Below are 21,257 nucleotides of genomic sequence, written 5' to 3' on the forward strand. Positions count from 1 at the left end.
CGCCACAGCTACCCACCGCGTTTTCGATCATGCGCAAGAATTCGAATTCATTCTGTCTTTCCGCCATCGCCGTGAATTCGCGCCGGCGATGTGAAACCCGCCCGCGCCGGGGTAACGAATACTTTCCTGAACCCGGAGGCGAAACCGTGATCACAAAGGACGACCTCGGCGACCTTGGCGGCGCCGAGGTGTACGACAACACGGGCGACCGGATCGGCACGGTCGGCCAGATCTACCTGGACCCGCACGACGGTGACCCGCTGTGGGTGACCGTCCGAACTGGATCGCTGGCCTTCCAGGAGTCGTTCGTGCCGCTGCACGGCGCTCACCTCAGCGCCGGACGACTCACCGTCGCGGTCGACCAGGCCCGCATCCGGCAGGCTCCCCTGCTGGACACCGACGGCCCCCTCGAGCCGGACGACGCCGAACGCCTCACCGATCACTACGGCCTGACCTCGGACTTCGACTCCAGCTCCGAATCGGTGCCGGGCGACGACGCGATGACGCGATCCGAGGAACGACTGGTCGCCGGCACCCGCCGCGAGGCGGTCACCAAGGTCCGGCTGCGCAAGTACCTGGTCACCGAGGAACGACAGGTGACCGTACCGGTGACCCGCGAGGAGGTACGCCTGGAGCGGATTCCGGTCACTGACAGTGAGGACGATGACCAGGCCTCCACCGGCCCCGACACGCCGGTGACACTGCACGCCGAGCGGCCGATCGTTACCACCGAAAAGATTCCCGTCGAACGGGTGAGTCTTAGCAAACAAACCGTTCGCGACGAGGAATTGGTCACCGGCACGGTGCGTAAGGAGAAAATCGACTACGAGGGCCCGGAAGAATAGTCCGCCGGGTCTCTTTCGCACCTCTCCGTCGGCACCGGGGAGGCGCCGGGCTTGATAGGCAAGTCGTTGCTTGCCTATCATCGTGGTGTGGACGACGCCGCCGAACACGAACGCGACACCGCCGGGGAGGCTGACGTCTTCAAGGCCCTGGCCGACCCGACCCGGCGCAAGATTCTCGACGAGCTCGCGGAGCGCGACGGCCAGACGCTGTTCGAGATCTGCTCGCGACTGGCCATGAAGCACCGGCTCGGCTCGTCCCGGCAGGCGATCTCCCAGCACCTGGAGGTGCTGACCGGAGCCGGGCTGGTGACCAGCCGCCGGGAAGGCCGCTACAAGTTCCACCACATCGACACCCGCCCCCTGGAGCGCCTCACCGACCGGTGGCGCAACCGGGAAACGAAGGAGACCTGATGCGCATCAACATCACCAGCGTTCTCGTCCACGATCAGTCCGAGGCGCTGCGGTTCTACACCGAGGTGCTCGGCTTCGTGAAGAAGCACGACGTCCCGATCGGCGAGACCGGGGGCCGCTGGCTCACCGTCGTCTCACCGGAGAATCCGACGGGTTGTGAGCTGCTGCTCGAGCCGGACGGGCACCCCGCCGCCAAACCGTGGAAGGACGCGCTGGTCAACGACGGGATCCCGTTCACCCAGTTCGAGGTCGACGACGTCCGGGCCGAGTTCGAGCGCCTGCGCGGCCTGGGCGTGCGATTCACCCAGGAGCCCGCCGACATGGGCACGGTCTCCGTCGCCGTCTTCGACGACACGTGCGGCAATCTGATCCAGATCATCCAGATGAACTGACCGGCGCCGGCAAGGCGGCGACCAGCCGGTCCACCTGGGCGCGGATCTCCGGCACGGCGGTCGCCTCCCAGAGCCGTCCGCGTCGCAACGGCCCGACCAGCCACAGACCCGGCTGGACCCGGCCGCGGGCGTCGAGCAGCCGGCCGTCGGCGTCGGCGTCGGCGCCCAGGGCGTGCGGGCCGGGACGGAGCCGGCCGTCGGCCAGCATCCCGGCGAGCGGCGGCGGGGCCGCGCCGGGGAACGATCCCGGCCCGGTACAGGTGATCACCGCGCCGTAACGGCGTGGCTCCTCGCCGTCGACGTGCACGGTGAGGCCGCCGCGCGAGTGCGGGACGATCGACCGCAGTCGCCCGGCGCGCACCCGCAGCACGCCCTGTCGCCGCAGGTCCGCGACCCGGGCCGCCACCGGGGGCGCCATCCGGTGGCGGTGCACCTCCCAGAACCGGGCGGCGTGGCGCAGGAAGCGTTCCTGGGCAGCGGTGTCGAGGCCGGCCCAGAGGCGGTCGGCGTGTACGCGTACGTCGTCCACGATCGCGGTCCAGTCGATGCCGGCCGCGGCCGCCTCGCGTAGCCGGCGCAACAGCGGCCGCAGGTCTCGCCCGGAGGGCAGACCGAGCGGGACAGCCGGCGCGGGAAGCCCGGGGTGGGCAAGCGGGAGCAGGCCGCGCCGCGACAGCGCCTCGACCGGCGCCCGGCGGCCGCCCACGGTCAGGGTCAGCGCCACGTCGACCGCGGTCAGGCCGGTGCCGAGCAGCAGCACCGGTTCGTCGGTGGGCACCGCGTCGAGTGCGCCGCGGGACCACGGATCGGCGACGAACTCGGCACTGCGGTAGGCGGTGTCACTGACCCCGGCCGGCCGGTGCGGTGGCAGGCTGCCGACGGCGAGGACCACGTGGTCGGCTCGGGTCTCCGCGCCGGAGTCGTCGCACACCAGGTAGCCGGCGCCGTCCGGGCGCACCTCGGTGGCCGACGCGGCGCGGTGCCGTAGCCGGTCCCCCGCGGCCGCCGCGGCCTCGGCGAACTGATCGGCGAGGTAGTCGCCGTAGCGGGCCCGGGGCAGGAAGTCGGTCGGTGCGATCGGGGTGCCGTGAGCGCGGCACCAGCGCACCAGGTGCAGAGGGTCGCCGGACTCCACGCTCATCGCCGCCGCCCGGGAGTTCAGCACGTGCCAGGGTTCGGCCGCCCCGTACGCGACACCCCGGCCAGCCTCGGGCTCGGGCGAGATCAGTACGGTCCGCCAGTTGGGATCGCGGAGCACCGCGCGGGCGACGAGGGCGCCGGCGCACCCCCCGCCGACGATCGCGATCACGCCGGACCGGGCCCGGGACCGACCTGCGGCGGCCGGGCGCCGGACGGCGGTGCTGGTCATCGCTTTGCCGCCCGGGCAGGCGACGGCTTGGTACAGAGGCTCGGCACGGTTCCCTCCCGCAGGTTGTGGCCGCCAACAGCAAACCACATAACCCACGGGTTTTATAGGCTATTGCGAGCGCGCCGCGTCAGTCCTTGATCGCCACGCCGCAGTACTGGTTGACGTCGACGTCGCCGGCCTTCGCGTCGGGACGCCACCGGTTGCACGGGACGACGCCCGGCTCCAGCAGGCGCATGCCGTCGAAGAAGGCGGCGATCTGCGCGGCGCTCCGGTATTTGATCTTGGGGGTGCCGCGCTCGTTCCAGAAGTCCACGATCCGGTTCGCCTCGGCGGTGTTGATGTCGTAGCACCCGTGCGCGATCGCCAGGTAGCTGCCCGGCGGCACCGCGTCGACCAGCTCGCGGATCACCGCACGGGCGACGTCGTCGTCCCGCACGAAGTGCACGATGCCGAGCAGCGTCAACGCCACCGGCTGGGAGAGGTCCAGAGTCTCCCGGGCCGCCTGGAGGATCGAGCCGGGGTCGTTGAGGTCGGCCTCGACGTACGAGGTCGCGCCCTCCGGCGTGCCGGACAGCAGCGCCCGGGCGTGCACGAGGACCAGCGGATCGTTGTCGACGTAGACGACCTTGGTCTCCGGGGCGGCCGACTGGGCGACCTGATGCGTGTTGTCGGCCGTCGGCAGGCCGGTGCCGATGTCGAGGATTTGCCGGATCCCCCCGTCACGGACCATGAACTCCACCGCCCGGCGCAGGAACCGGCGGTCCTCCTTCGCCAGGCTGACGATCGACGGCAGCATCTGGGCGATCGCGTCACCGGCCTCCCGGTCCGACTGGAAGTTGTCCTTGCCGCCGAGCCAGTAATTCCACAGCCGCGCGGAATGCGGCGTGCTGGTGTTCAGGTGCTGATGCGCCGATTCCTCCACGGATTCCCCCAAGGTCCACAGTGCACTCAGTGGCGTACATCATGCCAGTACCGCGCGATTCGGGTCAGCTTGGCCGGGTTGACCAGCAGGTTCAGCTCGGTGATCCGGCCGTCGACGAGCTCCAGACCCAGCACACCGATCACCGCCGCGTGCAGCTCCAGCACGAAGCCGTCACCGCCGGCCAGGCGGACCGGGCGCGCCAACACCCCGGCGTAGCGGCGACGGACCCCGGCCAGCAGCGTCGCGACCCGTTGCGGGCCGTACACCGGCACACGCGCGGCGAGCACCTCGCCGCCGCCGTCCGAGCGCAACACGACCTGGGGATCGAGCAGGCCGACCAGTTCGGTGAGGTCACCATCCGCTGCCGCCCGCAGAAATGCCGCGGTGACCCGCTGATGCTCGCCGGTGGAGACCGGTGCCCGGGGCGGCGCCTCGGCCCGCACCCGCCGGCGCGCCCGCGACGCCAGCTGCCGGCAGGCCGCCGGGGTGCGCCCGACCACGGTGGCGAGCCGGTCGAAGTCCATGCCGAAGACGTCGTGCAGCACGAAGGCGACCCGTTCCGCCGGGCTGAGACTCTCCAGTACCAGGAGCACGGCGGTGCGTACCGATTCCCGCATCACGGTGGTCTCGCCCAGATCCGCGTCGTCGTGGCCGATCAGCGGATCGGGCAGCCAGGTGCCCGGATAGGTCTCCCGGCGGGCGCGGGCCGAGCCGAGCATGTCGAGGCAGATCCGGGACGTCACGGTGGTCAGCCAGGCTCGCGGGCTCGCCAGGTCGGCGGGAGCGCCGGCCCATAGCCGCAGATACGCCTCCTGCACGGCGTCCTCGGCGTCCGCGACGCTGCCCAGCAGGCGGTACGCGACCGCGAACAGGTAGCGGCGGTGCTGCTCCCAAGCGTCCATGTCACACGATTGTGGCCTACTCCGTCTCCCGGACATGAAGACCATCACCGTGGTCGGCGGGGGCTTCGCCGGCCTGGTCGCCGCGATCACCTGTGCCGAGGCCGGAGCCCGGGTCCGGCTGCTGGAAGCGCACCGTAGGCTCGGCGGCCGGGCCCGCGCCAGCGCACCGCCGTACGTCGCCCACGACGGCCCGCACGTGCTCTACGCCGACGGCCCGTGGTGGCGCTGGCTCGCTGAACGCGAGCTGATCAGCCCGTTCTCCGGGGTGCCGCTGCGCGGGCTGGCCGGCTTCCGCTTCCGGCACGACGGACGGCTGCGCCACACCCCGCCCGCCGCGCTGCTACCGGTGCTGGCGCGTCGCCGCCGCCGCGCTCCGGTCGACATCGACTTCCGGACGTGGATCAGCGGCCGGCACGGTGATCCGGCGGCATCCGCCGCGTCGAACCTGATGGGTGTCGCGACGTTCGACGCCGACCCGGGGCGCCTGTCGGCCGCGTTCGTCTGGGAGCGGCTGCTGCGGGTCTTCGCACCGAACCCACCCGCCCGGTACGTCCACGGCGGGTGGAACGGGCTCGTCGACCGGCTCGCCGCCCGCGCCCGGACTCTCGGCGTCACCATCGAGACCGGGGCCCGGGTGACCGCCCTGCCCGAGCCACCGGTCATCGTCGCCACCTCGCTTGACGCGGCCGCCCGTCTGCTCGGCACGACGCTGCCGGAGGTGGCGAGCGGTCGTACGGTGCTGCTGGATCTCGCCGTGCGCACCGACCGCCGTGACCCGTTCGTCGTGTCCGACCTCGACCAGGCCGGCTGGCTGGAGCGCTATTCGCTGCCCGACCCGAGCCTGGCGCCGCCCGGCGAGTCGCTGGTCCAGGCCCAGCTGCCGCTGCGCGCGGCGGAGAGCCACGCGGACGGGCTGGCCCGGCTGGCGGTGCTGGCCGATCAGGCTCTGCCGGGCCGGCGGGAACGGACCACGTGGCACCGGCACGGCGTCGCGAACCGCCGTACCGGTGCGCTCGATCTGCCGGGACAGACCTGGCGCGACCGGCCGGCCGTCGATCGCGGCGACGGGGTGTTCCTCGCCGGCGACATGGTCGCCGCGCCGGGCCTGCTCAGCGAGGTCTCCTTCCACAGCGCCGTCGCGGCCGCTCGGGGCGCCGTCGCTCCGGGTCACTTCCGGACGATGGGCAGGCAGTTGCCGGTCTTGTAGGTGGAGTTGGTGTCGGCCACCAGCCCGTGCCCGGCGAGCGCGATCCGGGCGCACACCTTCGGGTTGTCGCCGATCGCGCGGGTGAAGCGGCCGTCGTTGGTTCTCAGCACCGACGGTTCGTTGTCCTCGACGTACCAGTCGCCCTGCTGGCTCTTGGGGGTGTGCGAGCCCATCGAGTGATCCGGCGGGTACTCGCCGTCGCCGCCGTAGATGTGCAGGTGGTAACCGCCGCTGACGTTCGGTTTCGAGCCGGCGTAGTCGACCTCGTAGTCGATGGTGAGCTTGCCGTCGGCGATGACCGCCGAGGTGAGACAGACCCAGCGCTTGTTGCTCTTGATCTCGTCGGTGCACTGCTCGTCCGCCGGTGGTCCGGCACTCGCGGCGACGCTGGGCGGGGTGCTGGCGCCGGCTCCGGCTCCGGTGAGCTGCTTGCCGCTGTCGTCGTCGCGGCCGTACTGGGCGTAGGCGACGCCGGCGGCGGCGAGCATCACCGCCAGCGCGGCCCCGGCGCCGGCCAGCACCCGCCGCTTCCGGCCGGGATTGCCGGCCGGGCGTCCGGTCGGCGCCGGCCGCGCCGGAGGAGCAGGCGGCGGCGCCGCCGGGCTGGTCGGCACGGCCGCCACTCCTGCCGCGACGGACCTCGGCAAGGGACCGACCGGCTCGGTCATGGCGTCCGCCGGTGGGCGCGGCGCCGCCACGGGCGAGCGCGGCGCCGCGGGCGAGCGCGGCACCAGCTGCTGCGGAGGCGGCGACTGAACCGGCGGGGGCGGCGGCGGTGCCGTGGCGCGACCGGACACCGGGCCGGCCGGCGCCAGCAGGCCCGGCTCGCCGCTGGCCAGCCAGGCCGCACCGAGTGCCACCGCGTGCTTCGGATGCGCGTCCACCGCCACCGGCCGGCCGAACTCGGCGGTCACCATCTGCGCGACGATCGGCATCCGCGACGAGCCACCGACCAGCAGGATCGCGTGCAGGGCGTCCGGCGTGCAGTCGGCGGAACGGATCGCCCGCTTCAACGCCTCCACCGAGCCGTAGAGCGCGGGCCGGACCATCGCCTCCAACTCGGACCGGGTGAGCCGTACCTCGGTGACGACGTTGGGCAGCAGCACCTGGATCGTGGTGTCGGTGTCCGCCGAGAGCGCCTCCTTGGCCTGCACGCATTCCTCACGCAGCCGGGCGACCGCGGCGATCGCGGCGGGGTCGTCCTCGTCCAGATCGGCGAGCTTGCCGGCGAGCGCGGTCCGCACGTGGTTGAAGACGGCGGCGTCGAAGTCGATGCCGCCGAGGCGTTCGATGCCCTCCGGACGGCCGAGGATGTCGAACCCGATGCCGGTCTTGCGCAGCACCGCGGCGTCGAACGTGCCGCCGCCCAGGTCGTACACGGCCACGATGGCGCCCGGCTCGAGACGCTGCTGCTGCGCGTAGCTGACCGCGGCCGCCTCCGGCTCGGTCGTGTAGCTCACCGGCCCGGGAAGATCGGCCATCCGCACCGCCTGGCGCATCAGGTCGGTCTTGTACGGACCCCAGTTCGCCGGGTAGGACACGCACGTCGCCGACGGCGGGCCGCCCTCGCGGCCGATCACCTCGTCGGCCACCGCACGCAGCAGGCGGGCGGCGAGGGCCTCGGCCGACTGCGGTACGCCACCGAGCAGGATCGGTGTGGTGTCCCCCAGCCGGCGCTTGAACTCACGGGCCACCCGGTGCGGCTCGGTCAGCCCGCGCCGGTTCGCGGCCTCGCCGGTCAGGAAGGTCTCGTCGTCGCGCAGCAGCACGACCGACGGGATGGCGGCGCCACGGCTGCCGAGCGGGACGATCTCGGCGTGGCCGTCGCGCCACGTCGCCGCGGCGGTGAAGGTGGTGCCGAGGTCTATGCCGAGTGCGTACATCGAGATCGCTCCGTAGGTAGTCGTCGTTCAAGGGGGGTATGGCGGGGGGTTTCCCCGAGACGATCCGGGGCACGTCGCTCATAAGGTGGATACATGGAATCCGCTCGCCCCCTCCGCGACGTGTTCGCCGACCTGACCGGCGCCGGACACGCCGCCGCCGACCCGGGCGAGCTGCTGCGCGACCAGGGCCACCCCGCGCTGCCGGACGACCTCGTCGCCGAAGCGGTGATCAGCTACGCCGACACCGCCCCCGCCGAGGTGGCCGAACACCTGGCGCCGTACGTGACGGCACACAGCGTCATCGGCTCGGAACCGCCGGCCGACCCGCCCGGATGGCTGGATCTGCTGGCTACCGCCCCGGCCGTCACCGAGCCCGGCGACCTCGACGACCTCACGCCGGTGACCGGCGACCGCGAGCACGCCGACCTCGGTACCGGCCTGGACTTCGGTACCGGCACCGAGACCGGGCCCGCGACCGAGGCAATGGACGACGCCACGACCGGCGAACCGGACGACATCGAGACCGTCGACGACGAGTTCCTGGAGCTGGGGGCCGACCCGATCGCCCTGGACAGCGACGTCACCGGCTGGACCGAGGACGCGGACGGGGACGACGAGGCGGACGCCGAGCCGCTGGGCTGAGCTCATCGCGGTTGCCCCAGCCCGGCCAGCATGCCCTCGCAGGACCGGACCGCCACCCGGGCGGCCACGGCCATCTCGTACGTGGTCATCGGGTTCTCCGCGCGGCGCTGCCAGCGTGCCAGCGCCTGCCCGGCCGCTGCCGTCAGCTCACCGGCGCCGGTGTCCGGCGCCAGCTGGAGCCGCTCGTGGGCGGAACCGCCCGAGCCACCGATCAGACGTTCCAGTTCGGTCACCACGTCCGGCTTGCCGGTGATCCAGCCGGCTCGCAGGCTGGACAGCACCCGCAGTTCGTTGAACGGGTGCGCCGACGCCAGGATCTCCTCGACCGCGGCGGCCACCGCCTCGCCGCCCGGCTGGGCGCAGACGCGGGTGGTCTCGGCCAGGGCGAGCAGCGCGGACCGGCTCTTGAGCACGTCACTGCGCTCCACGAACAGGGAACCGATGATCTCCCGCAACTGGGTGAGCCCGCTGCGTTCGGCCAGTTCCCGGGACAGGTCGGTGGCGGTGGTGGCCACCTCACGACGCAGCAGGGTGCTCGTCAGGCGTACCCCGAAAAGGCCGAAACGGGCCAGCAAGGCCTCACGCTCCAGGTTGGTCAGGCCGAGCTCGGGCATCGCGTTCACGAACCGGTCGGCCGACAGCAGCAGTTCCTCGGCCTGCCGGACCGGCAGGTCGGCGACCCGGCGCAGCTGGGCGACCTCGACCTCGGTGAGCGTCACCGCGGTCTCGGCGAGCAGCCCGGCCACCGGTACGACCGACTGCACCAGCCGCCGCACGTTGGCGTCGGTGCCCAGCCGGGTAGCGATCCGCCGGGCCGAGGCCATCGAGTCGAGCCGTCCCACCCCGATCTCGTCGGCGCGGGACAGCACGCCGATCGCGTTGACCGGGCTGGGCCGCGACACCTCGGTGTCGTGGAACGCCCGCAGGAACTCGATGTCGCCGGCGTGCAGATGCCGCAGCAGGTAGACGACCGCGTCGGCGGGCGTCTCCTCGTCCTCCGGTACCAGCAGGTCCCAGGTGTGCTGTGCGTTCTGCTCGGACAGCGAGCCGATGCCCGGCGTGTCGATCAGCGTGACCGTGCGCAGCGCCTTCGCCGGCCAGGTCACCACGAGCCGGGCGACGTCCTTCGCGTTCAGCCCGCCGAGGTCGACGTCGATCGCGCCGTCCTCACGGCTGAACCGCAGCGCGCGCGGCTCACCCCGGTTCGGGGTGGCCTGCACCTGGTACGTGTGCCCGTCCTGGTACCAGGTGACGATGCGGGTGCACTCACCCGCGTCGGTGGGCGCCAGCCGCTCCCCGACGAGCGCGTTGAGCAGCGTGGACTTGCCGGCCTTGACCCGGCCGGCGACGGCCACGCGCAGCGGGGCGTCGAGGCGCTCGCGTACGGCGGCGAGGCGGGCGGCGTGCTCGGTGCCCCGGTACACCGGCAGGGCGTGGTCGAGCAGGACCCGGGTACGGTCGATCAGGCTCATCCGATCACCGCCAGTGCCCGCTGCCGCAGTTTTCGGACCCGTTCCAGTTCGGCGTCGACGTCCTTGAGCCGCTGCTCCCGCTCGGCCTGGGTGCGTTTCGCCGCCTCGGACGCGCCGGCCAGGGCCTGGGCGTTGGACCGGTTGAGCTCTTCGGCCAGTCTGCTGTAGTGGTCCCGCAGCTGTCGTTGCACCCGGCGCAGGGTGTCCCGCGAGTCTTTGCCGGCGACGAAGACGACCTCGTCGCAGTAGCGGCGGATCGCGTTGCGCGCTTCGGTGCGGCGCCGCTGGACCTGGCGTTTCTTCTCCTCGCGCAGGCCGCGGTGCCCCATCACCAGGCCGATGCCGATGCCGATCGGGCCCAGGGAGACGCCGACCAGGCTGCCGAGGATGATGAACATGAGCGCCCCGCCGTACGCGTTCTTCAACGCGACCATCGCCTGTTTGCCCACCCGCATCCGCTGCAGGTCGATCTTGTGCTGAAAGTCGGCGACCACGGACATCGGGGTGGGGTTGTGCACGGAGGGCCGGCTCATCAGCGCGGTCGACGCCTCGTGGAAGTGGTTGCCGACGCGTTCGCTGAGGGCGTCCGCGCGTACGCGGAGCATGTTGTAGTTGGCCAGCAGTTCGTCGGCCATCCGCGACTGCAGCCACGGCTCCATCTCCGGCCACGTGTCGGCCGGATCGGCCTCCTCGATCGCGGCGTCCGACTCGGCGATCACGGTACGCACCCGCGCCCGCAGATCGTGGTCGATGTCCGCGGTGAGGTCGGCGACGCCGTCGTTGAGCGTCTGGTTCCACTTGGCCGCCGAGCTCTTCAGCGTCTCGACTCGGCTCTTCACAGCGGTCAATTCGCGTACCACCCGCCGGGCCGCCTCCGGATCGGACAGCGCCGTGCGCTCGGCCTGGAAGTGGCTGTCGAGCTGGTCGCACAGGGCGATCACCTCGGCGGCGGCGTCGGCGGCGAGCCGGTCGGCGGCATTGCCACCGATCTGGTCGGTGATGAATTTGACCAGGTTGGTAAAGCCGGACTCGGCGTTCAGGGCGGTGTCGTTCGCCTTCACCGCGCGGGAGCGCAGGGCCGAGGAGACCGGCATCAGCGGCACCGGGCAGTGTGCGGCGAGGTGCTGCTCGTTCAGGTCCCGGATACGCCGCCACGCCGGGTAGAAGTCGGTCTTGGTGATGACGCACGCCACCACCGGGCACAGGGCGCGGGCCCGCTGCAGGAAGTCGACCTCGCTGCGGGTGAGCTCCTGCGCGGCGCCGGTCACGAAGATCACCGCGTCGGCCATCGACACGGCGGCCAGGCTGGCGGCGGCGTGCGGTGAGGCCAGCCCGCCCACGCCGGGGGTGTCGACCAGGACCAGGCCGCCGGCGAGGATCTTGCGCGGGATGCGTACCTCGACGCCGGTGACCCGGCTGCCGTTGCCGCCGTTCTCGCCGCCTTCGACGACATAGCGGCGTACGTCCGAGATCGGGATCGTCTCCCGCCGGGGCGGCTCCGGGTCCGGCGCGGCGAACAGCAGGTGTGCCTCGGGTTTCTCGCCGTGCCGCACGTAGGTCGGCACGGCCGTTGCCACGTCGTCGTCGACCGTGCAGACGGCCGCTCCGACCAGCGCGTTCACCAGCGAGCTCTTGCCCTGCTTGAACTCGCCCGCGACGACGACGTGCATCACCGGGTCGGCCAGGGCTTCGCGGGCGGCGGTGAGCCGGGCGGCCGCATCCGGCCGATCGTAGGCCGTGCAGGCACGAAGGCCCAGATCCAGTACGGCGACCGCCTTGGCGACCTCGGTCACGGTTCCTCCCTTCGGTTCCGCACGTCAGCGGGCGGCCGGGCCGTGGCCCGTCCGGCCCGCTGTCGATATATCGGGTCAGGCGCCGACGACGGTGGTGTCGTCACCACTCTCGATGGTGTCGTCGTCGGAGGAGACGGTCGTGTTGGTGGTGTCGATGTCGGTGATGTTCGTGTCGTTGTCGGAGATGTTGGTGTCGTTGTCGTTGATGTTGGTGTCGTTGTCGTTGACGGTCGTGACGGTGGTGTCGTTGTCCTCGTTGTTGCCGCTCGCGCTGCCGCTGCCGGCGGAGATCGCCGAGCCGTCGTCGGCCACGTTGTTCGAGGCGTTCGCGGCGTCGCCCTCCCCGAACGTCACCGCGCTGTCCTCGATCTCGGCGTCCGGCAGGTTCGCCACGTTGCCGTCGCCGAAGTTGAACACCGACTCGTCGGCGTCGCCGTCGACCTGCGCGGTCTGGTTCCCGTCGCCGACGACCGCGTTGTCCACGTCGTCGGCCACGATGCCGGTGTTGACGCCGGTGTTGACCCCGGCTTCGATGTCGCCGCCGGCCTGCACCGCGCCGTCGCCGGTGTTCGCCTGACCGAAGTTGTCGCCGTCGAAGACGAGCGCCTCGTCGCCGGTGTTCGCCGCGCCGAAGTTGTCGCCCTCGATGAGCTGCGCACCGTCACCGCTGAGCGAGGTGACGTCGCCGTCGATGAGCTGGTTGCCGTCGCCGGTGATCGCGTTGACGTCCTCGGCGTCCTGGACCGCTACCGCGCCGTCGCCGGTCGCGGCGTTCACGTCGCCGTCGCCGGCGTTGGCGACCGACCCGTCGCCGGAGGCACTGACGTTGGTGTTGTCGACGTCGAAGTCGCCGAAGACGTTGCCGTCCACGTCCACGTCGAGGCTGTTGTCGGTGATGCTGGTGTTGCTGACGCTCAGGTCCAGGTTCTGGGTGATGAAGTCGTCGCCCTCGTAGGTGGCGTAGGTGACGTAGTTCAGGTGCTGCACGACGTGCTCGACCGACTGCGTGCCGCTCGCCGCGGCCGGGGGCGGCGGGGCCGAGCCACCGGCTGAGCCGCCGCTGCCGCCGCCGCTGGAGAAGTTCTGCAGGGCGGTCCGCGCCGTCTCCGGAACCTCCGGCTCGAAGCTGGCCTCGTTGACGACCGCGGGGACGTCCACCGCGGACAGGTCGACGTCGGTCACGCCCTCCGCGGTCAGGGTCCCGTTGGGGTCCTCGGCGTACTTGGCGGCGAACTCACGGTCGCTCAGCAGGTTGGTGACGAATTCCTTCAGGACCTCGGTGGCGTTCACGGTCATGACCTCTCCTCGCTGGGTGCGCATCCGGTTTCTTCACCCGGACACGACACCAGCGTGCGACCCGCGGCCCGGTCCGGGCATCGGGGTGTTCCCCGTGGTATAGGGGTTCGGTTAGGGGATCCACAGTCTCGTGTCGCATATCCAACTCGTGGTTCAGTCCGGCAGCATTTCCCGCAGCGCGGCCAGCAGCTCCGCACGGGTGTTCGCGCCCAGCTTGCCGCGGATGCGCGCCACATGATGCTCCACCGTCTTCGGCGCGATGTAGAGCTGCGCGCCGATCTCCCGATGGGTACTCCCGGCCAGCACCAGCCGGGCCACGGTCACCTCCCGTTCGGACAGCGTCGCGGCCGCCGCAGCGCCGCCACCGGCGGCGGCCTCCGGCTCGGACAACTCCCGGGCCCGCTCCAGCAACCGCCGGGCCGCGGCCGGATCCCCGGTACGGATCGCCGCCTGTCCGGCCAGTCGCGACGCCTCCCACGGCAGCTCCGCGGCGACCAGATCCTCGGTCGCGGCCAGCACCGCCTCCGGTTCCACCCGCCCGGTCAGCACGGCCGCCCACCGCTCGGCCGCCGTGCACTGCGCCGACGGCCGCGCCGCGCCGGTCACCACCGCCGCCAGCCTCCCGGCCACCTCGGCCGCCGCGTCCTCGTCCTCGGTCACGATCGCGGTCTGCAACCGCACCCAGTCCAGCGACACAGCCCACGCGACCGGCCGGTCCAGCCCGGTCAGGATGCCGTCCAGCAGCTCCAGCACCGGCTCCACCCGGGCGAGGCGGCGCAGCCGGGCCGCGGCGACCGCCAGCTCCTCGACGACCTCCACCAGCCACAGGTCCGCCGTGCGGCGGGCCAGCAGCGGCTCCACACCCGACCAGGCGTCACGCAGCCCGGCGATGTCACCACGCCGCCGGGCGACACCCGCCGCCAGCGCGGCCCGCAACAGCCGGTCCCGGCCCGGCGGGTCCGCGCCGGCCGGCCGCCGCAGCTCCGCCAGCGCCGTGTCGTACCGGCCGGTCCGCATCCGCACCCAGGCCAGCAGCAGCCGGTGCCGCTCCACCGCCACCGGCCCACCGACACCGGCGGCACCCGCCCGGACCAGCAGATCCTCCGCGGACGCCACATCGCCCGCGGCGACCGCGATCACCGCCGCGACCGCGTGCGGGGTATCCGGCAGCACCACCGCCGGCACTCCCCGTTCCACCGCCTCCGCCGCCTCGATCAGCAGCGGCAGGGCGACAGCCGGCTCGACGGCCGCCACCGCGCCCTCGGCGAACCGCGACAACGCGGCCGGTGCCGGACCGCCGGCCGCATGACGCGCCTCCGGCATCCGGCCGATTCCCACCAGCGAGGGTACGGCGAGCGCCGGCCCCGGATCGGCAGTGCCCAGCAGCAGCTCGGCCGCCCGAGCCGCCCGACCCTGGTGAGCCGCGACCGCACCGGCGACCAGGGCGAGCCGGTGGGCGGTGCCGGGCTCGTCCTCGGGCGACCCGTCCCCGCGGTGCCCTCCGGCCGGGCTCGCGAGGGTGAACTGGTCCACCTCGACCGGCAGCCCGAGCAGCGCGTTCGCCTCGGCCCGGCCCGCCGCCAGCGTCCCCGGATCGGCCCCGGCGTCCGCGGCGTCGTCGTACCAGCCGATCGCGGCGGCCGGATCCGAGAACCGCAACCGCTCCCCCGCCTCCCGGTACACGGTGGCCGCGACCGGTGTGGCCGCCCGTGCCGCACGCAGCTGACCGGCCGCGGCCACCGGATCGGTCCCGGCCGCGACGAGCGCACCGGCGACCGCGTCGTGAATGCGCCGCCGCTCCGCCGCCGGCAACTCCGCCAGCACCGCCGCCGCGACCGCCGGGATCATCCGCTCGCCGTCCGGCACCAGCAGGCCCTCGTCCCGCAACGTCCGCAGTGCCGCGGCCAGCTCGGCCAGCTCGACGCCCGCGGCCGCGGCGAGCACGTGGTCGGCGAGGTCGAGCCGCAACGCGAGCACCCGCGCGGCGGTGACCGCGGCCTGATCCAGCACGGCGAACCGCCGCTGCACCCGGGCCAGCAGCGCCGGCGGCGGCACACCCGGCGGCGCGGTGGCGACCGCGGCGGCCACCGCGGGCACGCCGGCCGAGGCCTCGAAGACGGCCGCGGCGACCTCCGGCGACACCGGCCGGCCGGTCACCGTGGCCACGAGCCGCCCGACACCGTCCAGGTCGAGAGCACCGAGCAGTTCCACGCCGCCCGCGGCGACGGTCTCATCGAGATCGGCCAGCTCGGGCCGGTCGATCGTCGGCCGCCGGGAGATCACCATCGGTACGCCGCCGCGTGCGGCCGCCGCCAGCTCCCGCAACGTCGCGGCGTCGAGACGGTGCGCGTCGTCCACGATGACCAGCCGCTCGCCGGCCCGCTCCGCGTCCCAGGTCCCGGAGAACCACCACACCGGCCCGGTCGCGGCCGCGGCAAGCTCGCGGAGCCGATGCGTACGCCCGGCACCGTCCACACCGACCACGGCGAGACGGATCGAGGCAGGCCCCATATCGGCGACACTCTACGCGCCCGCCGGTTCTCTCCCGGTCAGGAAACCCCGGCGAACACTTCTGCGCCCTGCGGCGAAGAGGGTGCGGAAGGAAGGTGACAGCCGATGGAGACGGACGTACATCTGGCGGCGCGTACCGACGCGGAACTGATCGCGGAGGCCGGCCGGTCGCCGGAGCTGTTCGCGGCGGTGTTCGACCGGCACTACGGGCGGATCTACGCGTACGCGGCCCGGCGGCTCGGCCGTGACCTGGCCGAGGACGTGGCCTCGGAGACGTTCCTGGTCGCGTTCACCCGGATCGACGGCTACCACCGGGACCGCCCCGACGCGGCGCCCTGGTTGTACGGCATTGCCTCGAATCTGATCGCCCGTCACGGGCGGGCCGAGTCGCGGCGGTACCGGGCGCTGGCCCGGCTGGTCCCGGACGAACCGGCCGGTGCGCACGACGACGCCGTCGCCGGCCGCCTGGACGCCGCCACCGAACGGGGGCGGCTCGCGGCCGCGCTCGCCCGGTTGTCCAGTGGCGAGCGGGACGCGCTGCTGCTGGTGGCGTGGGCCGGCCTCAGCCAGCCCGAGGTGGCGGCGGCACTCGACGTTCCGGCCGGCACCGTCCGGTCGCGGTTGCACCGGGCGCGGCAGGAGATGCGTACGGCTCTGGGAGAGAGGGATTCGCAGTGAACGAGATCGACGTACTCAAGGATGTCTTCGGGCCCGACGAGGTCCCGTCCGCGGCGGCACACGACCGGGCCCGCGCGGCACTTCTGGACCGGATCAGCGGTCCCGGCCCGGCCCGCCGACGGCCCCGCTGGGCGGTCCGGATCACCGCGGTGGTAGCGACCGCGGCCGCCGCCGCGGTGGGTGTGGTGGTGCTGGAAAACGTCGGCCCCGCCGAGGTGCCGCAGCCGGGCGCCAGCCGGCCGGGAACCAGCCGGCCGGTGGTCGCCGCGCTGCCGTTCGCCAAGCCGGCGAAGGCTGCCGAACTGCTGGAGAACGCGGCCTGGGCGGCCGCCAACAAGCCGTGGACGCCGCCGCGCGACGACCAGTTCATGTACGTCGAGACGATCTCCACCCGCAACCAGCGGAAGATCCTCGACGCCGCCCCGAACGGCCCGCTGGTCCCCGGAAAGACCGAGACCGTACGGGTGGAGAACTGGATGCGCGTCGACGGCGACGTGATGGCCGACCGGGACAACGGCGGGCGCACCGAGGTCACCAAGCGCACCGCCCAGATGTCCTGGTTCACCATCCCGTACGCCGACCTGGCCGCCCTGACCACACCGGACAAGGTCGACCGGTGGATCGCCGCGCCCAAGACCGTCGGCGCCGACCCGGACGCGCTGCTGATGCAGTACGTGCTCCCGCCGGACGTGGAGGCCGCCATCTTCCGGTGGCTGGCCCGCCAGCCCGGCGTGCGGGTCGACCTGGGCTCGGTCAACCTCGACGGGCGCCCGGCCATCGCTCTGACCTGGACGGTCGAGGGCTACCTGAAGAAGGACCTGCTCTTCGACCCGAAGACGTACGCGCTGATCGGCGACCGTCTGGTAGCCGTCAAGAATCACGTCAGCAAGGGCGACGACGGGACCTCGCGGACCCGTGCCGGCGACGTGTTCCGGCTGGTCGTCCGCAACCGCGCCGGCATCGTCGACAAGCCGGGCGACACTCCCTGACCTGCCATCTCACGCGCCCGCCCGGACCGACGGCCGGTTCCGCCGCCGGTTCCGGGCGTAGCGCACCACCTCCACCACCGTGGTCACGGTCAGGGCGAAGCCGAGCCCGAACAGCAGCCCGCGCAGCGGATCCTGCTCGAACGCCAGGCCGCCCAGGTAGCCGACGAGGGTGGAGTACACCGCCCAGGAGACCGCGGCGACGGCGTCGTACCGCAGGAAGTCGCGGCGCGGATAGCCGATCGCGCCGGTCGTCATGGTGACCGCGGTACGACCGCCCGGCACGTACCGGGCCACGATCAGCGCGAGCCCGCCCCGGGTCAGCAACGCCTGACGAGCCCAGACGAACGCCTTACGCCGCCGCCCCTCGGCCGGTAGCCGGTCGGCGAGGCCGGTGCGGCGCCCGATCGCGTACGAGATGTGGTCGCCGGTCATCGCACCGGCCGCGGCGACCACGATCACCGGCAGCAGCTCCGGCGAACCGGTCGCGGCGAACACGCCCGCGGTGATGACCGCGGTCTCGCTCGGCACCACCGGGAAGAACCCGTCGACAACTGCGATGGCGAACAGCGCCGCGTAGATCCACGGTGAGGTCATCGTCTGGTGAAGAACATCGAGCACCGAATCCATGGCCCGACTCTCGCCGCGCGGTCAGCGCCGCTCCTCAGCACTGAGTCGATCCGACCCCCTACGAAAGTCGCAGGGCCGGCCCTGAACTGTCACCTAGGCTTGGCGCGTGGTTGCTCGTGAGCGGCTGATCCCGTGGGGTCTGGGCCTCGTGGTGTTCGCCGGCTCGCTGTACTCCGCGAGCGGCGCGATCGGCGTCCGTTCCCCGCTGCCCGTCTGGCTGATCGTGCTGATGGCGGCCGGGTCCGGGCTGGCCGCCGCGCTGGTCCGGGAACGGTGGTGGCCGATCCTTCTCGCCGCGGCCGCCGGGTGGGTGGTCGCCGCGCTCTGGCCGGCCGCGATCGTCGCCTCCTACCAGGCCGGCAGCCGCCTGCGGCAGCGGCGGCTCGGCGTCTACCTGGCCGGCTCGCTCGTCGTCCTGATCCTCGGGTTGCCGGTGGCGAGCTATCTCGGCGGGGCGCGCTTCGTGACCACGGCGACCCCGGCCAACTTCTTCGCGATGCTGCTCTGGCTCGTCGTCCTTCCGCTGGTGATCGGGCTGTGGCTCGGCAATCGCCGGGATCTGCTGAACGAGCTGCGGGAACGCGCCGCCCGCCTGGAACGGGAGCAGGCGGCACAGGAGGAGCGCGCCCGGGCCGAGGAGCGCAACCGGATCGCCCGGGAGATGCACGACGTCGTCGCGCACCGGGTCTCGCTGATGGTGGTGCACGCCGGCGCCCTGGAGGTGAGCGCGACCGATCCGGCCACGGTCGAGACGGCCGCGGTGATCCGGGAGACCGGCCGGGAGGCGCTGGCGGACCTGCGCGAGGTGCTGGGTGTGCTGCGCTCGCCCCGGCCGGAGGCGGGCGTGCCCCGGCCCGCGCAGAGCCTGGACGACCTGCCGGAGCTGGTCCGCCGGTCCGAGGCGGCCGGCCTCAGCGTGCGGCATCGGGTGTCCGGAGCGGTCTACGACGTGCCGGCCACGGTCGGACGGGCGGCGTACCGGGTGGTTCAGGAGGCACTGACCAACGTGCACAAGCATGCCGGTGTCACCACGGCCGACGTTGCGGTCCGGTTCCAGCCGGACGCGCTGGACGTAACCGTCCACAACGGTCCACCGGCCGACGCCGGCCGGCAACTGCCCGGGGCGGGACTCGGGCTGGTCGGCCTGCGCGAGCGGGTCGAGCTGCTGCACGGCGAACTCGAGACCCGGGCGGAGCCGGACGGCGGGTTCACCGTGCGGGCCCGCTTCCCGGTGGGTCAGCCGTGATCCGGGTTCTGGTGGTCGACGACGAGCACCTGGTACGGGCCGGGCTGCGCACGATTCTGGACGCCGCGGGTGACATCGTCGTGGTGGGTGAGGCCCGGGACGGCGCCGAAGCGATCACCGCGGCGGCGCATCTCGCGCCGGACGTGGTGCTCATGGACGTACGCATGCCGGGCATGGACGGGCTCACCGCCGCCGAGCACCTCGCCGCGGCCACCGACCCACCGAAGGTGGTCATGCTGACCACCTTCGACCTCGACGAGTACGTGCACCGCGCGCTACGGGCCGGCGCGGTCGGCTTCCTGCTCAAGGACACACCCCCGGTCGAACTGGCCGGCGCGGTCCGGACCGTGGCCGCCGGCAACGCGATGCTCGCGCCGACCGTGACGAAGCGGCTGATCAGCTCGTTCGCCGGGCAGGACGCCGGCCCGGCCGAGCAGGCACGGGCCCGCCTCGAGGTGCTCACCGGCCGGGAGCTCGACGTGATCGAGGCGGTGGCCCGTGGACTGTCCAACGCGCAGATCGGGGCCGAGCTGTCGATGAGCGAGGCGACCGTCAAGGCCCACGTCAGCCGGGCGCTCGGCAAACTCGGCCTGGCGAACCGCGTCCAGGCGGCGATCCTGGTCCACGACGCCGGCTGACCCCGGGGTGCACCGGGGCCGGCCGGCCCCGGCTCAGCCGAGCGCGTTCAGGAACGGCTCGTGGCTGTTCTTGAACTCCCATCCGTAGAACTTGTCCCAGTTGATCGACCAGGTCATCAGGCCGCGGAAGTTCGGGTTGGTGCCGCTGCGGGGCGCGTAGCTGCCGCAGTTCGTACCCTTCACCAGGCAGTTCACCGCCTGCTGCACCCCGGCCGGCGCGACGTAGCCGTTGCCCGCGCTGGTCGAGCTGGGAGCGCCGAACGCGATCTGGTCCTCACGCAGAGCGGGGAACATGTTGGCGGTGTTGCCCGCGACCGGGAAGCCGGCCAGCAGCATGTCGGTCATCGCGATGTGGAAGTCGGCGCCGCCCATCGAGTGGTACTGGTTGTCCAGGCCCATGATCGAGCCGGAGTTGTAGTCCTGGACGTGCAGCACGGTGATGTCGTTGCGCAGCGCGTAGATCACCGGCAGGTACGAGCCGGCCCGCGGGTCCTGGCCACCCCACGGCCCGGAGCCGTAGTACTGGTAGCCGAGCTGGACGAAGAACGTCTCCGGCGCCATGGTCAGCACGAAGCCGGCGCCGTACCGGGCCTTGAGCGAGCGGATCGCGCTGATCAGGTTGACGATCACCGGCGTGGTCGGGTTCTTGAAGTCGGTGTCGCCGGTGTTCAGCGACAGCGAATGGCCCTCGAAGTCGATGTCGACGCCGTCCAGGCCGTACTTGTCGATGATCGCGCTGACCGAGCTGACGAACCTGTCGCGCGCCGCGGTGGTGGTGAGCTGCACCTGGCCGTTGGCGCCGCCGATGGAGAGCAGCACCTTCTTGCCGGCGGTCCGCTTGGCCTTGATGGCCGCGATGAACTGGGCCTCGGTCTCCACGCCGGGGCATTCGGCGGCCGGGCAGAGAGCGAACCGGATGTCACCGGAGGTGGCGCTGGTCGGCTCGCCGAAGGCCAGGTTGATGATGTCCCACTCGGCGGGCACGTCGGCCATCCGCAGATAGCCGGAGCCGTTGGCGAAGCTGGCGTGCAGGTAGCCGATGAGCGCGTGCTTGGGCAGGCCACCGACCGGGATCGGGGTGCTGGGCGAGGTCGAGGGCGACGGCGACGTGGAGGGCGACGCCGAAGGTGAGACCGACGGGGACGGGGACGCACTGGACGGGGACGGCGACGGGTTGGTGGTGCCACCACAGGCGCCGTTGTTGATCCACACGTCCCACTGCGCGCTCTTGAGGACCGGGTCCTCACCCTGGGTCCACCACTTGGCGGTGTAGTTGTTGCCGCCCTTGGAGACGACGTTGTCCTTCACGTAGACGGCACTCGCGCTCCAGGCGGGAGCGCAGGCCACAGCGGCACTCGCGGTGGTCGCGACATAGACGGTTGAGCATGCGGCGGCCAGGGCGACCGCCGCAGCAAGAATCACGGATCGACGCAT

Annotated in this window: 19 protein-coding genes; 9 read left to right on the forward strand and 10 right to left on the reverse strand. The window is 72.4% G+C overall.

The features are described 5' to 3' along the window. The first annotated feature begins 146 nt into the window (after positions 1 to 146). From I4J89_RS22040 to I4J89_RS22050, 3 genes are all read left to right on the forward strand, one after another. Positions 147 to 845, forward strand: coding sequence for a PRC and DUF2382 domain-containing protein (locus I4J89_RS22040; RefSeq protein ID WP_196415915.1), 699 nt, complete (start codon positions 147 to 149; stop codon positions 843 to 845). A gap of 87 nt (positions 846 to 932) precedes the next feature. Beyond that, entirely contained in the window at positions 933 to 1,256 is a 324-nt protein-coding gene (locus I4J89_RS22045) for an ArsR/SmtB family transcription factor (RefSeq protein ID WP_196415916.1), read from the forward strand. Beyond that, a complete protein-coding gene (locus I4J89_RS22050) occupies positions 1,256 to 1,648 on the forward strand; it encodes a VOC family protein (protein ID WP_196415917.1) in 393 nt (130 codons plus the stop codon). The genes I4J89_RS22045 and I4J89_RS22050 overlap by 1 nt, the downstream gene beginning before the upstream one ends. Here the strand turns inward: I4J89_RS22050 and I4J89_RS22055 are convergent. From I4J89_RS22055 to sigJ, 3 genes are all read right to left on the reverse strand, one after another. Then, entirely contained in the window at positions 1,632 to 3,017 is a 1,386-nt protein-coding gene (locus tag I4J89_RS22055; protein WP_196415918.1) for an FAD/NAD(P)-binding protein, read from the reverse strand. The two genes, I4J89_RS22050 and I4J89_RS22055, sit on opposite strands and share 17 nt — an antisense overlap. A gap of 127 nt (positions 3,018 to 3,144) precedes the next feature. Further along, positions 3,145 to 3,951, reverse strand: a complete 807-nt coding sequence (locus I4J89_RS22060) for an SAM-dependent methyltransferase (protein WP_196415919.1) — start codon at positions 3,949 to 3,951, stop codon at positions 3,145 to 3,147. A gap of 14 nt (positions 3,952 to 3,965) precedes the next feature. Next, positions 3,966 to 4,841, reverse strand: a complete 876-nt coding sequence (gene sigJ, locus I4J89_RS22065; protein WP_230859381.1) for an RNA polymerase sigma factor SigJ — start codon at positions 4,839 to 4,841, stop codon at positions 3,966 to 3,968. A 34-nt stretch (positions 4,842 to 4,875) separates the two neighbouring features. Here sigJ and I4J89_RS22070 point away from each other — a divergent pair, with 34 nt between their 5' ends. Further along, positions 4,876 to 6,048: an FAD-dependent oxidoreductase gene (locus I4J89_RS22070; protein WP_196415921.1), complete on the forward strand. Its 1,173-nt coding sequence runs from the start codon at positions 4,876 to 4,878 to the stop codon at positions 6,046 to 6,048. Here the strand turns inward: I4J89_RS22070 and I4J89_RS22075 are convergent. Next, a complete protein-coding gene (locus I4J89_RS22075; protein ID WP_196415922.1) occupies positions 6,009 to 7,931 on the reverse strand; it encodes an Hsp70 family protein in 1,923 nt (640 codons plus the stop codon). The two genes, I4J89_RS22070 and I4J89_RS22075, sit on opposite strands and share 40 nt — an antisense overlap. 93 nt (positions 7,932 to 8,024) lie before the next feature. On the opposite strand from I4J89_RS22075, the gene I4J89_RS22080 reads away from it, so the two are divergent. Continuing rightward, positions 8,025 to 8,573 carry a hypothetical protein gene (locus tag I4J89_RS22080; RefSeq protein WP_196415923.1) on the forward strand — a complete coding sequence of 183 codons (549 nt, stop codon included), beginning with the start codon at positions 8,025 to 8,027 and terminating at the stop codon, positions 8,571 to 8,573. A 2-nt stretch (positions 8,574 to 8,575) separates the two neighbouring features. Here the strand turns inward: I4J89_RS22080 and I4J89_RS22085 are convergent, their stop codons facing one another. The 4 genes from I4J89_RS22085 to I4J89_RS22100 form a co-directional block, all read right to left on the reverse strand. Beyond that, complete coding sequence (locus tag I4J89_RS22085; RefSeq protein ID WP_196415924.1) at positions 8,576 to 10,045, reverse strand: dynamin family protein; 1,470 nt, start codon at positions 10,043 to 10,045, stop codon at positions 8,576 to 8,578. Beyond that, positions 10,042 to 11,838: a dynamin family protein gene (locus I4J89_RS22090; protein WP_196415925.1), complete on the reverse strand. Its 1,797-nt coding sequence runs from the start codon at positions 11,836 to 11,838 to the stop codon at positions 10,042 to 10,044. The genes I4J89_RS22085 and I4J89_RS22090 overlap by 4 nt, the downstream gene beginning before the upstream one ends. Before the next feature lie 75 nt (positions 11,839 to 11,913). Then, complete coding sequence (locus tag I4J89_RS22095; RefSeq protein ID WP_196415926.1) at positions 11,914 to 13,134, reverse strand: hypothetical protein; 1,221 nt, start codon at positions 13,132 to 13,134, stop codon at positions 11,914 to 11,916. Between the two features lie 153 nt (positions 13,135 to 13,287). Beyond that, the gene (locus tag I4J89_RS22100; RefSeq protein WP_196415927.1) at positions 13,288 to 15,645 is read right to left on the reverse strand and encodes a helix-turn-helix transcriptional regulator; all 2,358 of its coding nucleotides are present in this window, start codon (positions 15,643 to 15,645) and stop codon (positions 13,288 to 13,290) included. A 105-nt stretch (positions 15,646 to 15,750) separates the two neighbouring features. Here I4J89_RS22100 and I4J89_RS22105 point away from each other — a divergent pair, with 105 nt between their 5' ends. Together I4J89_RS22105 and I4J89_RS22110 are read left to right on the forward strand one after the other, a co-directional pair. Beyond that, positions 15,751 to 16,323, forward strand: a complete 573-nt coding sequence (locus I4J89_RS22105) for an RNA polymerase sigma factor (RefSeq protein ID WP_196415928.1) — start codon at positions 15,751 to 15,753, stop codon at positions 16,321 to 16,323. Continuing rightward, positions 16,320 to 17,312, forward strand: a complete 993-nt coding sequence (locus I4J89_RS22110) for a CU044_5270 family protein (RefSeq protein ID WP_196415929.1) — start codon at positions 16,320 to 16,322, stop codon at positions 17,310 to 17,312. The genes I4J89_RS22105 and I4J89_RS22110 overlap by 4 nt, the downstream gene beginning before the upstream one ends. Positions 17,313 to 17,321: 9 nt before the next feature. Here the strand turns inward: I4J89_RS22110 and I4J89_RS22115 are convergent, their stop codons facing one another. Further along, on the reverse strand, positions 17,322 to 17,939 hold the full coding sequence (locus I4J89_RS22115) for a DedA family protein (protein WP_196415930.1): 618 nt from the start codon (positions 17,937 to 17,939) through the stop codon (positions 17,322 to 17,324). Between the two features lie 106 nt (positions 17,940 to 18,045). Between I4J89_RS22115 and I4J89_RS49675 the strand changes: the two genes are divergently transcribed. Together I4J89_RS49675 and I4J89_RS22125 are read left to right on the forward strand one after the other, a co-directional pair. Then, positions 18,046 to 19,185, forward strand: coding sequence for a sensor histidine kinase (locus tag I4J89_RS49675; RefSeq protein ID WP_196415931.1), 1,140 nt, complete (start codon positions 18,046 to 18,048; stop codon positions 19,183 to 19,185). Then, a complete protein-coding gene (locus tag I4J89_RS22125; protein WP_196415932.1) occupies positions 19,182 to 19,823 on the forward strand; it encodes a response regulator in 642 nt (213 codons plus the stop codon). The genes I4J89_RS49675 and I4J89_RS22125 overlap by 4 nt, the downstream gene beginning before the upstream one ends. 33 nt (positions 19,824 to 19,856) lie before the next feature. On the opposite strand, the gene I4J89_RS22130 is transcribed toward I4J89_RS22125, so the two are convergent. Then, positions 19,857 to 21,257 (reverse strand): chitinase, encoded by a 1,401-nt coding sequence (locus tag I4J89_RS22130; protein ID WP_196415933.1) that lies wholly within the window; start codon positions 21,255 to 21,257, stop codon positions 19,857 to 19,859.

It is taken from the genome of Actinoplanes aureus (genome assembly GCF_015704865.1).
GTDB classification, from domain to species: domain Bacteria; phylum Actinomycetota; class Actinomycetes; order Mycobacteriales; family Micromonosporaceae; genus Actinoplanes; species Actinoplanes aureus.

Excerpts from the sequence above, each read along its gene's own strand:
- I4J89_RS22050 (WP_196415917.1), top strand. The coding sequence starts at position 1,256 with ATGCGCATCAACATCACCAGCGTTCTCGTCCACGATCAGTCCGAGGCG.
- I4J89_RS22055 (WP_196415918.1), bottom strand. The coding sequence starts at position 3,017 with ATGACCAGCACCGCCGTCCGGCGCCCGGCCGCCGCAGGTCGGTCCCGG.
- sigJ (WP_230859381.1), bottom strand. The coding sequence starts at position 4,841 with ATGGACGCTTGGGAGCAGCACCGCCGCTACCTGTTCGCGGTCGCGTAC.
- I4J89_RS22070 (WP_196415921.1), top strand. The coding sequence starts at position 4,876 with ATGAAGACCATCACCGTGGTCGGCGGGGGCTTCGCCGGCCTGGTCGCC.
- I4J89_RS22075 (WP_196415922.1), bottom strand. The coding sequence starts at position 7,931 with ATGTACGCACTCGGCATAGACCTCGGCACCACCTTCACCGCCGCGGCG.
- I4J89_RS22080 (WP_196415923.1), top strand. The coding sequence starts at position 8,025 with ATGGAATCCGCTCGCCCCCTCCGCGACGTGTTCGCCGACCTGACCGGC.
- I4J89_RS22085 (WP_196415924.1), bottom strand. The coding sequence starts at position 10,045 with ATGAGCCTGATCGACCGTACCCGGGTCCTGCTCGACCACGCCCTGCCG.
- I4J89_RS22095 (WP_196415926.1), bottom strand. The coding sequence starts at position 13,134 with ATGACCGTGAACGCCACCGAGGTCCTGAAGGAATTCGTCACCAACCTG.
- I4J89_RS22100 (WP_196415927.1), bottom strand. The coding sequence starts at position 15,645 with ATGGGGCCTGCCTCGATCCGTCTCGCCGTGGTCGGTGTGGACGGTGCC.
- I4J89_RS22105 (WP_196415928.1), top strand. The coding sequence starts at position 15,751 with ATGGAGACGGACGTACATCTGGCGGCGCGTACCGACGCGGAACTGATC.
- I4J89_RS22115 (WP_196415930.1), bottom strand. The coding sequence starts at position 17,939 with ATGGATTCGGTGCTCGATGTTCTTCACCAGACGATGACCTCACCGTGG.
- I4J89_RS22130 (WP_196415933.1), bottom strand. The coding sequence starts at position 21,257 with ATGCGTCGATCCGTGATTCTTGCTGCGGCGGTCGCCCTGGCCGCCGCA.